This is a genomic window from Citrobacter sp. W9 (genome assembly GCF_026719375.1).
GTDB lineage: Bacteria > Pseudomonadota > Gammaproteobacteria > Enterobacterales > Enterobacteriaceae > Citrobacter > Citrobacter werkmanii.
On the sequence record NZ_JAPPTE010000013.1, the window covers coordinates 1 to 14,511 of the forward strand.

Here is a 14,511-nt window from a genome sequence, read left to right on the forward strand (position 1 = left end):
CCGACGCCGCTCAGGTCCTGATAACACTTCAACCATCTTATTATTCTGACTGGTGCTAAACATAGGTCTAAGACTACCTCTTATTTTAAGAGAGGCGAAGTGTCTGGTGATCTATGGGGCCAGTCTAGATTTGACCTATGCATGGCATTCATTAATACAGATGAGGTTGTTCTGTTAAAGATGAGGGTAAGAAAGGATAAAGGCTGCGATATCAGCTTTTATGAACGCATCAGGACAGGACTGGCTCTACGGAACCAACATGGCATATGAACCTAATTAATGGTTCCGGACATAGCCCCTTCAGGTCGACACTATAAATTCTGAGTAATGTTGTAGTCTGCATAACAGACTACAACATTCAGATGAGATCAAACTAATGATACCACCTTAATGGTGGCACCTGATCTGTAATACGTAACCAACAGCCATCGTCTGTATCCGTTTAAAGGATCCAGATGATGGTTTACTGATTAAATCTTTCTTTAATGTGATTATCGCTTTTAACAAAAAAGTAGCACATCCCCATTACAACAAATATGAAACCGGAGCCGACGACCCAGTAACCGGGACCAAAGGCCTGGGGGTTCAGTATCATGTATATCAGGGATCCAATAGAGCAAAGCAAGACGCCTGTGCGTAAAACCCATTGGATAAGTTTTGTCTGTTCATCCTTCAGTAAATGCTGGGCAAACAACATAACAACCATAATAGCCGGAAATAATATCAAACTGACATCAAGATGCAGCATGCGGAATGCAAAACCATACTCCCCTAGTGGCACAGGGTTAGCTGAGTTATAAAGATCGGCTCGATACTCTTCCAGGAACCCCATACCTGCTACGGTAATCACTATGCTACACCATGTAAGGAAGATCCCCATAAGAGTGTACTTGCTGGATTCGTTTAGTTTGACGCCATTTTTCCCTTTTCCGAAAAGTATTGAGCCAATCAGAAGTAAACCGCCACATAAAATAAAGGTACCGATTGTAAAATCACCTAAATCAATACCAGCCACACTATGGCCTCTGGGTTCAAAGAATCCTTTTTCTGTAAATATATGAGGGATCTGTAAATGAGAACCACCGAAACCTGATACCACTAAAATAATAACAACAGCAACCAGCCCAAAAATAACCAGCCATTCACCAGTTGCTTTTATCTTTGCAGCATATCCGGATAAATATCTCCCGTATCTCCAGGTCACTGCCGACAGTATAAGACCAATGACAGCCACTACCATCATGTCAGAGTGAGAGCGTAGTAAATTGTCCTGCCATTCCGGTAGGGTATAACCAATCTTACCAGCATACCAACCTAATATTCCCAGCCAATCGCCAAAATCAAGAATGAACCCGGCTAAATCGCCAATCAGTGCGGCAATGACAGCTGTGCAGGATGCGGCTATAACCAGATAATATGTTCGTGATGACTTTAATTCTTTATTTTTTGACAGAATAAGTCCTGATAACATTGTTATCAGTATCACATCAAGCGATAAAAAAGAAAGAATTTGGTACCACAATGCAAGCTTGCTGTATTCCATAGAACGATTGATCGCACCACCACTTACACCAATTAAAATTGTGGCGATTGTGCAATAGAAAATAATTTTTTTGAATTTTCCGTCAAGACCATAAATCTGACTAACCAGTAGAGCAGTCAGACCAGCAAGACCTACAGACAAGCCATGAAAATACATTATTCTTGAGTAATCTACGGGAGTTACTCTGTCCACAAAAATAGAAAAAGGATTTGAAATAAAAACACTGCATACTGCATAAATGACCAGAATGATGAGTAGCCATTTGATTACCTGTGGCCAGCTATGTTTCCCCAGACCTGGTTCAGGTTCATAGTCCGTTGGTTTTATCATGTATGTTATCTCTGTTATGGCTTTTGCTGAGATTTTTGAACACGTGCCAGTGAGTCAAACTGACAGAGCAGTAAGACCAGTGGCTGCGTTTTCTTCTTCAAATTGCCTTATTAGTCCAAATATCTTTGTATAAAGTACCTTGATCCTGGGGTTCAGCCAGTGTGATCGTCAGGATCTACCGGTCATGTTATTGGCATAATAAGGTCAACATATTGACCAAGATCTATAAATCTTTTGAAAGGTGAACCCAAAAAACGCAGATTATGTATGTATGACTCAGCAAGTCAGATACGTTAATGACAGAATAGGTATAACAATGAAAACCCATAAAATCATATGGTTATATTCATCATCACAGCTTTAAGGGAGGTACTGTTGTCTGAGGATAGTCAAAACAATGCAGGTCAGTGATTGAACAGCATCGCTATGCGATGCAAATGCCCGGGAGGCCGGTATCCTTCACCAGCCTTCAGTTTCCGGAGATGACAAAGCACGGGATCTGACAGACAGGTATATCGGGAACAAAGCCAGCCCGTAGTTATCTCTGAGAAATAGATCTTGAGCGTATGTCCGGACGATTTTTATCCCTACACATCTCATTCTTACGAGTTACTCAGGATGCTTTCTCATTCACTGTCATGATAAATATCAGTGGGCTCTCACCCCGGTTTTCATAGAAATGAGGGACATCCGTTCTGGCCGTTGCAGAACAACCGGAATTAACCAGATACAGATGCTCTTGTACGCCAAGCGTGAGCGTCCCCGTTTGTACATAAAACAATTCAAGTGTTCCCGTAGAGTGACCGGGAGAAGCAAACTTTTCTCCTGGCTGCATTTCCCACATCCAGAGCTCTGTCATATCCGGCCCCCCGGAACCAGCAAGAAGCCTTGCTCTTCCTCCTTTGTCGCCTTTCCAGAGTTCAGGGATCTCACATTCAGCAATAAGATGGACGGTTGGTTTTGTCCCTACATCGACAAAATCAGCCACCGATACCCCCATTGCTGCAGCCAGACGGCATAACAGCGCAATACTGGGATTGGCCTTACATCCTTCAATCTCGACCAGCGCTCCCTTACTGACATTTGCCTGCCTGGACAGCTCATCAAGCGACATTTTTTTTTGTTTACGGTACTGCTTAATTCGCTGCGAAACAGCTTCATTGACGGTGCTGACATCTGCACCCGCATCGGTCATTAAGTTGACTTTTTTGGTCATTGGTCGATATCATAAAATAAATTGGTCATTACAGGATTATCCCGTGTTAACACATTCTCCGTCAATTGCCCCGGAAGTTTATCGTACTGCTCCCGGTTTTCGAGCGCTTAGTATCTACGTAAAAGCCGCGCCGGTACAGAATCCTGACGTTGGCAGGGCCGCCTTGCTGGAAGCTTGTGAGGCGGTTCTGGCAGGCAGACCGGAATGGGCGGAGTCTCATCTGGCCGCATGGGCTGGCGTTTTTCAATCATTTGGCGCCAAACCAAAGCGCACGCCTTGTTCAGCTGATGCGCTACGTAAGCGCGTGCTTCGTGATGGGATGATGCCAGCACTGGATCCTGTTGTTGATCTTTATAACGCCATCAGCCTTCTCTATGCCGTTCCGGTTGGTGGCGAGAATATTTCCGCTTACCAGGGTATTCCGCGTCTGACCATTGCGGAAGGTACCGAGCCCTTTGACACGATGAAAGAAGGCGCACCTGTTATCGAGTATCCCTCCCCCGGAGAGGTTATCTGGCGTGACAATGCTGGCGTCACCTGCCGTCGCTGGAACTGGAGGCAAGGGATAAGGACACGTTTAAGTGTTGAAGCGCAGCAAATGTGGTTTATTCTGGAAAGTCTGCCACAGATGCCGCTGGAAAAGCTTCATGAAGCAGGAAGAATGCTGACTGACGGTCTGGAAAAAATGATGCCAGGTCTGTGGTTTGAAATTACTCTCATCGAAGATCAGCACCAGTAATCTTATTCAGGACAAACACCTATGTTTACTGGCTTGTCTGCGTTTCCCTTAACTCCAGTCACCACCAGCGGCGTGGATGAAAAGGGCTTCAGTCATATTCTTTCTCGCCTAACAGAAGCCCGGGTTGATTCTATGGGTATCCTGGGGTCAACCGGAAGCTACGCTTATCTGACCCGGGAGCAACGCAAGCGCATCGCGACTCTGGCAACACAGCACGCCGGAGAGATCCCTGTCATGGTGTGTGTGGGAGCTGTCAGCACGGAAGCCATCCTGCATCTGTCAGACGATGCGCAAGCCGCGGGCGCAAGTGCCCTGCTGCTCCCGGCTGTCAGCTACCAGCCGCTCCGTGACGAAGAAGTCTTCGCACTATTTGAGACCGTTACCCGACACGCGTCTGTGCCGGTGTGCATCTATGATAACCCGGGCACCACACATTTTACCTTTACGGATGAACTGCACGGGCGTCTATCCTCACTGGAGGGGGTTCGCTCGGTCAAGCTCCCTGGTGTCCCGGATAGCCCGACTGCAGCGAGAGAGCGGGTAGAGGGATTGCGTCAACACCTGCGCCCTGACGTAACCATCGGTATCAGTGGGGATGCTTATGCCGGGCTGGGATTAAACGCCGGCTGCGAAGTGTGGTACTCCGTTAGCGGTGGTTTGTTTCCGGTGATGGCGAAACAAATTACTGACGCAGCGGCGGCGAACGATCATGAACGCGTTACTGCCCTGACAACGCGCCTTGAGACATTGTGGGCGCTGTTCCGTAAACATGGCGGAAGCATCCGCGTTATTGCTGCTGCCGCAGGCGTGCTTGGACTTACCGATACGGACTGCCTCCCTCGCCCCCTGCAGCCTTTGTCAGCAGGTGATATCGCGGATATTGCCCGTGTGATAACCACACTGGAGCTGAAATAACCGCCCTTGAGGACCGGATGTCTGCCGGTCCTTCTGAAACCTGACCGGGCATTACTGCGACAGGCGGATTCTGACGATCTCGGCAAAATATTCCGCGCCGGTTAGTAAAATTTCATCGTTAAAGTCATAACAGGCATTGTGCAGCGGCGTATTGCCCTGCGGGTCTGACGCATCGCCGTTACCTAAAAAGACAAAGCAGCCTGGAATTTTCTGCAGGAAAGCGCCGAAGTCTTCCGAGATCATCATCTGCGCGACATTGCCATCGACGTTCTTCTCCCCCACAACGTTCTCTGCCGCGTTCACCGCCACGTCCACGCAATGTTGCCAATTCACCGTTGGCGCGAACTCGTGCGTATAAATAAACTCGCACTGCGCCCCATGCATCGCGCAAATGGCTTCGCTGATGGTTCGCATCCGTTCTTCCAGCAAGGTCTGCACCTCAGGGGAGTAGCTGCGGGTATCGCCCTTAATTTCAACATGGGTGGGAATGGCATTGCGGATGCCATCGGTGTGCAGTTCCGTACATGAAATAACCGCCGGCACGTTAGGATCGACGTTGCGCGAAACGATGGTTTGCAGCGCCAGAATAATCTCCGCCGCAATCACCAACGGATCTTTACTCATATGCGGACGTGCGGCATGTGCCCCCTGACCGGTAATGCGAATAATAAAGTTATCTTCACTGGCCATGATCCCCCCCACCCGCGTAGCGATGGTTCCAGCCTTCATGCCTGGCATATTGTGCAGACCATAAATCTCTTCAATGGCAAAACGCTCGATAACGCCGTCCGCCATCATCGCATTCGCACCGTAACCCGGCTCTTCAGCTGGCTGAAAAACAAAACAGACGGTGCCATTGAAGTTCTGACGCTGCAACAGCAACTGCGCAGCACCCAGCGCAATGCAGGTATGGCCGTCATGTCCACAACCGTGCATACGTTCAGCGGTGCCCGATCGATAAGACCGCTCGCCCTGTTCTGTCAACTGGATAGCGTCAATATCGGCGCGAATAGCGATAACGCCCTTTCCGTCACCGCATTTCAGCACACCCACCAGCCCGGTTTTACCAATGTTACGATGCACTTCGATCCCCATCGCCTCGAGTTTTTCGGCGATGAATTGCGCAGTTTTTACCTCTTCAAAGGCACTTTCCGGGTTGGCATGCAGATGACGACGCCATGCAATAAGCTGCTGCTTTAACTGTTCCTGATTCATATTATTCTCCTGTAAAACGCTATTCCGCGCGCTGGGCGCGTTGTAATACCACCTGCAGCAGCACGTTGGCACCGGCAATCAGGTCTTTGGCTTCGCTATGCTCTTTGACGTTGTGACTAATGCCATCAACGCAGGGGACGAAGATCATCCCGGCCGGGCAAACCGAGGCCATAAACTGCGCATCATGACCTGCACCGCTCGGCAGACGCCTACAACTCAGCGCCTGACGCTTTGCCTCGTCTTCTACGGCATTGACAATTTCATCGGCAAAAATAACCGGGTTAAAGCGCACCAGCGAACGACTGGTTATTTCAACGCCCTCTTCTTGTGCCGTTCTGGCGACAAACTCGGCAAGCCGTTGTTCCGCCAGTTTTAAGGTCTCATTATCGGTATTGCGCAAATCCACCGTCATCACGACATGGTTGGGAATCACGTTAATCAGGTTCGGTTTAAAGACCATATGTCCGACAGTAGACACCTGATCGCCACCAAGAGTAAGCGCCAGTTCACGGGCGTATACGGCGATCTTCGCCGCCGCCAGTCCGGCATCGTGGCGCATATTCATCGGCGTGGTGCCCGCATGGTTGGAGACACCGGTCAACGTAAATTCCTGCCACGAAATGCCCTGCACGCCGGTTACCACTCCGATATCAATTCTCTCTTTGTCGAGGATCGGTCCCTGTTCGATATGCAGTTCAACGTAGCTATCCACCGACAGGTCGCCCGGTCGACAAGCGCCTTTGTAACCAATCTCGCATAACGCCTCATCAAGAGTTACCCCATCAAGATCCTTCGCTGCCAACGCTGCATCAAGAGGATATTCACCAGCAAACACCACGCTGCCCATCATATCGGGCTGAAAACGTACGCCTTCTTCGTTGGTAAAGAAGGTGACCGCCAGCGGACGACGGGGACGAATGCCCGCCTCTAAAAGAGTGGCAATCACCTCCAGACCCGCCATCACGCCGTAATTGCCGTCGTACAAACCGCCAGTGCCGACGGTGTCAATATGCGAGCCCATCATGACCATCGGTAACGCCTCTTCACCGGCATAGACGCCAGTAACATTGCCAATAGCATCGATATAGATTGCCAGACCCAGCGCTTTCATTCTTGCAACGACAAAGTCCCTGCCCGCTTTATCCTCCGCGGTCGCCGCGAGGCGACAGACGCCCCCGCCCTCCAGCGCGCCACATTCGCCGAGCGCGAACAAAGAATCGATAAGCCGCTGGCCGTTAATCTGCAGATAATGACTCATAAAAACATCTCGCTATTCATCGTGGTTACTGGAACATGCCGTAAAAAATGGCAGATACGGTAATCAACCCAATCAGGGTGACAAAAATGTTGCTGGCTTTGCCGCGATACGGTGCCAGCACCGGTAATTTATGGATGGCATACATCGGTAACAGCAGTAGGATGGCCGCCCCAGTAGGGCCGCTGATGCACTCAATAATGCCGAGAATACTGGGGTTTTTATAGGCAGCGAACCAGCAGGTCAGAACCATAAAAACCAGGATAACAGCGTCAACCGCGCGAATACCTGGCTTTTTCCCCCGAGAGGCGGCAGCCTCAAGAATCAGGTCTCGCAGTGATTCATACGCGCCGATATAGTGGCCCAGAAATGATTTGGTAATGGCGACAAATGCGATAATCGGCGACAGCCAGGCAATAATTGGCGTGTCAAACTGGTTCGCAAGATACGAAAGTATTGAGAGGTTTTGCGCCTTCGCTTCCGCCAGTTGCTGTGGCGACAGACTTAACACGCAACTGAGGACGAAAAACAGCACGACCACTATCATCAACAGGATGCCATAGCGCTGAATCTGTGCGCATTTGCGCTCGGCAAGTTCCAGGCCGTAGCGCTGTTTCTGGCGCACGACCATCGGCGAAATAATCGGATAGTGGTTAAACGACATCACCAATACCGGAAACGTCATCCACAGCGTCAAGAAAATGCTGCGCCCATCCCCCATCGCGCTAATGCTTACGGTGTGAAAAATCGCGCCGTTCCAGTGCGGAATCAGAAACAGCGACATAAATATCAGCGAGATAATAAAGGGATAAACCAGGGTGCTCATCACTCGCATGATCAGCCGCTGCCCCAGGCGGACAATAAGCATCAGCCCGAGAATCAACACGATAGCCACCAGCGCCCGTGGCGGCTCCGCCAAGCCGAGCTGGTGGCGGATAAAACTCTGCGCAGTATTGGTGATCGCCACTGCATACATAATCAAAATGGTATAGACGGCGAAAAAATAGATAACGGTAAACACCTTCCCCGCCAGCGCGCCGAAATGTTCGCCGATAACATCGGTAATGGTGCTTTCCGGCGTATTCGAAGAGTAAATGAAGCGCGCCAGTCCGCGATGCGCCAGATAGGTAATCGGAAAAGCAAGAACGAAAACAATCAATAGCGGCCAAAAGCCGCCGATCCCGGCATTTATTGGTAGAAACAGCACCCCAGCGCCAATCGCCGTTCCGAACAGGCCAAGCACCCAAACGGTATCTTCGCCATGCCATTTTGTGGAATTACAATATCCTCTTTCTTCTGTAACAGCAGTTTCAGTATTCATCGGTCATGTTCTCTCAGCATTACGCGAAATCGCATATGTTTTATTTATTGTCAGAACGCATGTCATACCAAGGGCATGTAGGGTAGGTAAGATGGCCCTCTTATTATTGCCGTTGGCGGTTAGCCATTGCGGCCAAACCAGACGATGTCTTCATAGACATCCGGGGAAGTGTCCCCTTCGGTACTGATTAACAGGACGTGCGCATCGGCATTGAGCCGCAGCGATTCGGCGAGATGGCGAAACTCCGGCTGGGTCATCAGCGCATACAGCACCCCCGCGCCGATAGCGCCGGATTCGCCGGAAATAAAGGGTTCATCGGTGCCGGGGCGCGGCGCAGCCAGCAAACGCATACCGTTGGCGGCAAGATGATCGTCAGCGGAGATAAAGCAGCGGGCATGGTCGCGCAGCATCGGCCAACTGGTGATGTTCGGCTCGCCGCAGGCAAGTCCGGCCATCAGGGTCGCCATATCGCCGCCGACGCTGTGCGGCTGACCATCATTAATGGTCGCCGAGCGGTATAGACAATTTGCTTTATGCGGTTCGACAATGACGATTGTCGGCGCTTGCTGCTGCATTTTTTCGACGAAATAGCCCATGATGCTGCCCGCGAAGGAGCCAACCCCAGCCTGCAAAAAGAGATGTGTCGGCAGCGGCGCCCCGCTTTGCATCAGTTGATCCCAGGCTTCAACGGCGAGCGTCATATAACCTTGCATGATCCAGGTTGGAATCTGTTCGTAACCTTGCCAGGCAGTATCCTGCAACAGCACCCATCCCCGCTCTTTAGCGGTTTTATCAGCCAGCCTCACGGTATCGTCGTAGTTAAGATCGGTGATGGTGCATTCAGCGCCATGTCGACGAATATTTTGCGCCCGCACCAGCGATGAACCTTTCGGCATGTAGACCACCGCCCGTAACCCAAGCTGCTCCGCCGCCCACGCCACGCCGCGCCCGTGATTGCCGTCGGTGGCCGTCACAAACACAATATCTTTAATGCGGGCTTTAATTTCCGGCGAATTAAGATCGGCGAAGCTCAGGGTATTAATGTCACGCCCGAGTCGTTCGGCGAGATATTTCCCCATAGCATAAGATCCACCCAGCCCTTTAAACGCATTAAGACCAAATCGCTGCGCCTCATCTTTAATATGCAGCGACCCCAGCCCCAGACGCTGGCTTAAATAGCCCAGCTTGCGTAGCGGCGTTACCCGGTAGTCAGGAAATTTCTGGTGAAAAGCCAGCACGTCTGCGCCGACACGGTCATTGAGCAGGCTGAGATCGACGCCCTGACCATAAACTTTTTGGCGAGAATTGAATTGGTATTTCATTATGTCCGTCATAAATACACCTTTTTTATTCATACCGTCATGCCGCGATGAATTAATTCCCCCCACTAAACAACAGGCGTAGAGCTCCACGCGGCCAAATTAAGCGCAGGCCGAATAACGGAATGAACGGGTTGTGAAATAATGTGGGTTGTGTCGTTATCGGCTAAAAAACACGATTTATCGTCTTCCCACTGATTGAGATGGTACACTGCCCCCAACGGTAAAATGGCGCAAAATTGCCCTAAGAGGCGCAATTTTCAATCTGATTTACCTATCTGGCGCAACAAAGTTGCATTAGTGAGGCGTATCACACTTTTATAAGGCCGTTGAAACGATGAAACTGGACACTTGGGATAAAAAAATACTCACACTGTTGCAGCGCAATAATCGCCTGTCGCAGCGAGAGATCGCCGATCTCGTCAGCCTTTCCCCCTCGGCAGTCAATCGGCGGATCGCTGCACTGGAAGAAGCCGGTATTATTAGAGGCAGCGTCAGCCTGATCGACGCCACTAAAGTTGGTCGCCCTATCACTATCATGGCGCAGGTCACCATTGAAAATGAGCGTCTCGATCTGCTGGAAGAAGACAAGCAGCGGTTCGTGAGTTGTCCGCAGGTGCAACAGGTTTATTACGTTACCGGCGATTTTGATTTCCTGCTGGTAATGAACGTCCGCGATATGGCGGAGTACGAGGCCCTGACCCGCGATCTCTTTTTCGCATCAGGGAATATCAAATCCTTCCGCACCCTCGTTTCGATGCAAAATGCCAAGCAGGAAATGACAGTGGTTATCGAGTAAAACGCCCGGCGGATGATGGCGGCAGGTCAGAAATTGGCCCATGTCTAATTTATTTCCGAAATCCGCCCTTCCATATGCGAATTCTACTTGTCTGCCAGAAGATGACAGATAACATGACTATCCCCCCGAGTAACGGGGAAAACGATTTTTTATTGGGCTACAAACAGAGAGACTACAGAAAGGACACCGAATCCGCTGGCGTAACCAGAACATACAGGCCATCACGGTCTGCAATCTTGCAGTTTTTCTCTCTGGCTTTCAGATGCTAAAGAGAAACTAGCGCGGTAAACTGCGCCAGCTCTGGGTTTATCCGTGGTTACCTTGCGTTAACATGAGGCCAGTACTGATTAGTGCCTCACAATATACATTGTGCGGCTGTATGCGACATCTTCAGGGTTAGTAATCGGGTACCCTTTCAGCCACGGTTTAATTAACCGCCCGTTGGTATACTGATAAATTGGTGCAATAGGTGCCTGTTCCATCAGAATTTTCTCTGCCGTATTATAATCCGCATTCCGCGCCTTCTCGGTATTTTCCAACGTAGCCTGAGTTAATACTTTATCGTATGCCGGATTATTAAAGCGGGAGATATTGCCCGTATGGGTCGATGTTAATAACGACAGGAACGTAGAAGGCTCATTGTAGTCCCCCACCCAGGAAGCGCGGATCACATCAAAATTGCCGGTATTACGGCTGTCGATATAGGTTTTCCACTCCTGATTCTGCAGTTTTACGTCGACACCGAGGCTTTTCTTCCACATAGAAGCCACTGCGATAGCAATCTTTTGGTGGTTTTCAGAGGTATTGTACAGCAGCGTCAGTTTAAGCGGTTTCTGTGGACCATAGCCAGCTGCACGCAGCAGGGTTTTCGCCTGAGCATTCAACTCTTCCTGACTCATTTGCTCAAACGGCGAAGGTTCAGGTACAAATCCTGCCGTAACATCCGGCGTGAAATGCCAGGCGGGCTTCTCGCCGGTACCTAATACTTTCTCCGCCATCAAACGACGATCGATCGTCATACTCAGCGCCAGGCGCACGCGGGAATCGGCAGTCGGTCCCTTCTGGGTATTAAAGGCATAATAGTAAGTGCCAAGCTGAGGCGGGGTATAAACCTGGCCCGGAATATCCTTCAACAGTTTCTGATACATGTTTTTCGGGAAGGATTCCGTGATATCAATATCACCCGCAAGGTAGCGCTTAGTGGCTGCCGATTCCTGATTAATGGGCAGGAAGGTGACTTTTTGCAGAACCGTTTTGCCGTTGTCCCAGTAATGCGTATTCGGTACAACGACCAGTTTTTCATTTACGACGCGATCTTTGAGCACGTAGGCGCCGTTACCAATCAGATTACCCGGTTTGGTCCACTCTTTGCCGCTCTCAACATTGGCTTTTTGTACCGGATAAAATGCAAAACTTGCCGTCAGATTGGCAAACCAGGGGAGCGGTTTATCCAGTTGAACTTTTAATGTACGCGCATCGACCGCGCTAACGCCAAGCTTATCAGGCGCTGCTTTGCCATCGATGATCGCCTGAGCATTGCTAATACCCGCCAGCGCAGCAAACCACGCAAACGGTGATAGTGTTTTGGGATCAACCAGACGCTGCCAGCTGTAGACAAAATCCTGCGCCGTTACCGGTGTACCATCGGACCATTGCGCATTGTCGCGTAGCGTAAACGTCCAGATGCGGTTATCGTTACTTTTCCACTGGGTGGCGACGCCAGGAACAATTTCTCCCTTCTCATTCTGATTGACCAGCCCTTCAAATAAATCACGAATAACCTGAATTTCAGGAAGCCCGACGGCCTTTGCCGGATCAAGCGACGCCGGTTCATCTTTTATATGCCGCACCAGTTCTTGTTTCTCTGCCAGTACCGTTCCGCTGGGAACATCAGCAGCCCATGATAAGGAAATGCTACTAACCAACAGCGCACAACAGGTTACTGAAACAGAATGCTGCATAAAATACCCTCAATTCCGGCTACTAAGTGAATGTGTAATTATTTGTATCGCCAGCAGGAAATGCAATTAACTTCCGACAAGAAAGTGATATTACACCTGAAAAGATAAGTGTGTGAAAACGATTTGATTATCCATACATTTTGCACAACACTGCGAGTAACTATTCGAGCATTTAGAGATGACTATGACCGCTACCCGTCCCCGTGCCGAGCGCGGCGCATTTCCGCCAGGAACCGAACATTACGGACGTTCATCGTTAGGCGCACCGCTAATCTGGTTTCCTGCGCTGGCAGCCGATCATGAAAGCGGCCTGATACTGGCAGGTACGCACGGCGACGAAAACTCATCTGTCGTCACCCTTTCCTGCGCATTGCGTACGCTTAACCCTTCCCTGCGTCGTCACCATGTGGTGCTGGCGGTGAACCCCGACGGTTGCCAGCTTGGGCTGCGCGCAAATGCGAACGGCGTAGATCTTAACCGTAATTTTCCTGCCGCAAACTGGAAAGCGGGTGAAACGGTATATCGCTGGAACAGTAGTGCCGAAGAACGCGACGTGGTTTTGCTGACCGGCGAGCATCCGGGGTCAGAACCAGAAACCCAGGCGCTGTGTCATCTTATTCACCGGATTCATCCCGCCTGGGTGGTTTCTTTTCACGATCCGCTGGCCTGTATTGAAGATCCCAGACGCAGCGAGTTAGGCGCATGGCTGGCGCAGTCATTTGAATTGCCGCTTGTCACCAGCGTAGGTTACGAAACGCCTGGCTCTTTTGGTAGCTGGTGCGCCGACCTGAACTTGCACTGTATCACCGCCGAATTTCCGCCCATTTCATCCGATGAAGCGAGCGAGAAATACCTGCTGGCCATGTCCAATCTCCTGCGTTGGCACCCTAGAGATGAAGCTGTCCGGTCGTAAAATGCAGGGATGGCTCCGCGTCGCTGGCAAGCCAGGTAGGTCCATCGAGATCGGCAAAACTGACCTGCGGCGTGAGGGGTAACGCCGCGCTAATCGCCCGGGATGTACACAGCATGCAGCCCAGCATCAGCGCAAATCCCTGCTCGCGCGCATCGACGGCCAGCGCCAGCGCTTCGGTCAGGCCCCCTGTTTTATCCAGTTTGATATTGACCATTTCATAGCGCCCGTGCAGCGCTTTCAGGCTGCTGCGGGTGTGGCAACTTTCATCTGCGCAGATCGGTAGCGGATGCACAAAATTCTCCAGCGCGGCATCATCCTGCGCCGGGAGCGGTTGTTCCAGCATCGCAACCCCTAAATCAGCCAGAAGCTGACAGCGCGCGGCCAGGCCCTCTGCCCGCCAGGATTCGTTAGCGTCGACGATGATCGTGGCCTCAGGAACAGCCGCACGAATGGCAACCATCCGTTCGCTGATTAAACGGGCATCCAGTTTGACTTTCAGCAGTCTCGCCCCATTCTCCCACAGTGCCGCCGCGCTCGCCGCCATCTGTTCGGGCGTTCCAATCACCACCGTTTGCGCTGTCGTCACCACCTCAGCCAGTTCGCAACCCACCAGCTCAGCCAGAGACAACTGCTGTTGTCGCGCATTCAGATCCCACAACGCACAGTCCACCGCGTTACGCGCCGCTCCCGCTGGCAGCAGCTTTTGCAGTTCTTCACGCGTCAGTCCATTTTCCAGTTGTGGCGCAATGCTCATAATTTGCGCCAGCACTGAGGCATCGCTTTCACCGTAGCGCGGATAAGGCGTACACTCTCCGACGCCTGTGACACCATTTTCTTCCACTTCGACCACCACCACATGCGCTTCGGTTCTGCTCCCACGGGCAATAACAAAGGGAGTGTGCAGCGGCCAGGCTTCCTCATATACCTTTACTGTTCTCATTCGTTTTCCTTAGTGCAGTCCCTGAAGCGGATATCCGCAAATAGC

Annotated in this window: 12 protein-coding genes; 4 read left to right on the top strand and 8 right to left on the bottom strand. The window is 50.8% G+C overall.

Annotation, left to right across the window (positions count from 1 at the left end):
- Window positions 1-463: 463 nt before the first annotated feature.
- Both OOJ59_RS17595 and OOJ59_RS17600 read right to left on the bottom strand, forming a co-directional pair.
- Window positions 464-1,873, bottom strand: a complete 1,410-nt coding sequence (locus tag OOJ59_RS17595; RefSeq protein ID WP_160955947.1) for a hypothetical protein — start codon at window positions 1,871-1,873, stop codon at window positions 464-466.
- Window positions 1,874-2,486: 613 nt separating this feature from the next.
- Window positions 2,487-3,089, bottom strand: coding sequence for a helix-turn-helix domain-containing protein (locus OOJ59_RS17600; RefSeq protein WP_160955946.1), 603 nt, complete (start codon window positions 3,087-3,089; stop codon window positions 2,487-2,489).
- Between the two features lie 43 nt (window positions 3,090-3,132).
- Here OOJ59_RS17600 and OOJ59_RS17605 point away from each other — a divergent pair, with 43 nt between their 5' ends.
- The gene (locus OOJ59_RS17605) at window positions 3,133-3,828 is read left to right on the top strand and encodes a B3/B4 domain-containing protein (protein WP_087856147.1); all 696 of its coding nucleotides are present in this window, start codon (window positions 3,133-3,135) and stop codon (window positions 3,826-3,828) included.
- Window positions 3,829-3,849: 21 nt separating this feature from the next.
- The gene (locus OOJ59_RS17610) at window positions 3,850-4,743 is read left to right on the top strand and encodes a dihydrodipicolinate synthase family protein (RefSeq protein ID WP_087856146.1); all 894 of its coding nucleotides are present in this window, start codon (window positions 3,850-3,852) and stop codon (window positions 4,741-4,743) included.
- A 51-nt stretch (window positions 4,744-4,794) separates the two neighbouring features.
- Here OOJ59_RS17610 and OOJ59_RS17615 read toward each other — a convergent pair whose 3' ends face one another.
- The 4 genes from OOJ59_RS17615 to dpaL form a co-directional block, all read right to left on the bottom strand.
- On the bottom strand, window positions 4,795-5,958 hold the full coding sequence (locus tag OOJ59_RS17615) for a M20 aminoacylase family protein (RefSeq protein ID WP_160955945.1): 1,164 nt from the start codon (window positions 5,956-5,958) through the stop codon (window positions 4,795-4,797).
- A gap of 19 nt (window positions 5,959-5,977) precedes the next feature.
- Complete coding sequence (locus OOJ59_RS17620) at window positions 5,978-7,216, bottom strand: Zn-dependent hydrolase (protein WP_087856144.1); 1,239 nt, start codon at window positions 7,214-7,216, stop codon at window positions 5,978-5,980.
- A gap of 25 nt (window positions 7,217-7,241) precedes the next feature.
- A complete protein-coding gene (locus OOJ59_RS17625; RefSeq protein WP_137347863.1) occupies window positions 7,242-8,534 on the bottom strand; it encodes an aromatic amino acid transport family protein in 1,293 nt (430 codons plus the stop codon).
- 119 nt (window positions 8,535-8,653) lie between these two features.
- Window positions 8,654-9,856, bottom strand: a complete 1,203-nt coding sequence (gene dpaL / locus OOJ59_RS17630; protein WP_087856185.1) for a diaminopropionate ammonia-lyase — start codon at window positions 9,854-9,856, stop codon at window positions 8,654-8,656.
- A 334-nt stretch (window positions 9,857-10,190) separates the two neighbouring features.
- On the opposite strand from dpaL, the gene OOJ59_RS17635 reads away from it, so the two are divergent.
- The gene (locus tag OOJ59_RS17635) at window positions 10,191-10,652 is read left to right on the top strand and encodes an Lrp/AsnC family transcriptional regulator (RefSeq protein ID WP_038640872.1); all 462 of its coding nucleotides are present in this window, start codon (window positions 10,191-10,193) and stop codon (window positions 10,650-10,652) included.
- A gap of 347 nt (window positions 10,653-10,999) precedes the next feature.
- On the opposite strand, the gene mppA is transcribed toward OOJ59_RS17635, so the two are convergent.
- Complete coding sequence (gene mppA / locus OOJ59_RS17640; RefSeq protein ID WP_160956494.1) at window positions 11,000-12,613, bottom strand: murein tripeptide ABC transporter substrate-binding protein MppA; 1,614 nt, start codon at window positions 12,611-12,613, stop codon at window positions 11,000-11,002.
- 184 nt (window positions 12,614-12,797) lie between these two features.
- Here mppA and mpaA point away from each other — a divergent pair, with 184 nt between their 5' ends.
- Window positions 12,798-13,526 (top strand): murein tripeptide amidase MpaA, encoded by a 729-nt coding sequence (gene mpaA, locus OOJ59_RS17645; RefSeq protein ID WP_087856184.1) that lies wholly within the window; start codon window positions 12,798-12,800, stop codon window positions 13,524-13,526.
- Here the strand turns inward: mpaA and ycjG are convergent.
- Window positions 13,501-14,466, bottom strand: coding sequence for an L-Ala-D/L-Glu epimerase (ycjG, locus tag OOJ59_RS17650; RefSeq protein ID WP_087856141.1), 966 nt, complete (start codon window positions 14,464-14,466; stop codon window positions 13,501-13,503). The genes mpaA and ycjG overlap by 26 nt on opposite strands.
- Window positions 14,467-14,511 lie beyond the last annotated feature (45 nt).

Excerpts from the sequence above, each read along its gene's own strand:
- OOJ59_RS17600 (WP_160955946.1), bottom strand. The coding sequence starts at position 3,089 with ATGACCAAAAAAGTCAACTTAATGACCGATGCGGGTGCAGATGTCAGC.
- mppA (WP_160956494.1), bottom strand. The coding sequence starts at position 12,613 with ATGCAGCATTCTGTTTCAGTAACCTGTTGTGCGCTGTTGGTTAGTAGC.
- OOJ59_RS17615 (WP_160955945.1), bottom strand. The coding sequence starts at position 5,958 with ATGAATCAGGAACAGTTAAAGCAGCAGCTTATTGCATGGCGTCGTCAT.
- ycjG (WP_087856141.1), bottom strand. The coding sequence starts at position 14,466 with ATGAGAACAGTAAAGGTATATGAGGAAGCCTGGCCGCTGCACACTCCC.
- dpaL (WP_087856185.1), bottom strand. The coding sequence starts at position 9,856 with ATGAAATACCAATTCAATTCTCGCCAAAAAGTTTATGGTCAGGGCGTC.
- mpaA (WP_087856184.1), top strand. The coding sequence starts at position 12,798 with ATGACCGCTACCCGTCCCCGTGCCGAGCGCGGCGCATTTCCGCCAGGA.
- OOJ59_RS17620 (WP_087856144.1), bottom strand. The coding sequence starts at position 7,216 with ATGAGTCATTATCTGCAGATTAACGGCCAGCGGCTTATCGATTCTTTG.
- OOJ59_RS17595 (WP_160955947.1), bottom strand. The coding sequence starts at position 1,873 with ATGATAAAACCAACGGACTATGAACCTGAACCAGGTCTGGGGAAACAT.
- OOJ59_RS17625 (WP_137347863.1), bottom strand. The coding sequence starts at position 8,534 with ATGAATACTGAAACTGCTGTTACAGAAGAAAGAGGATATTGTAATTCC.
- OOJ59_RS17610 (WP_087856146.1), top strand. The coding sequence starts at position 3,850 with ATGTTTACTGGCTTGTCTGCGTTTCCCTTAACTCCAGTCACCACCAGC.
- OOJ59_RS17635 (WP_038640872.1), top strand. The coding sequence starts at position 10,191 with ATGAAACTGGACACTTGGGATAAAAAAATACTCACACTGTTGCAGCGC.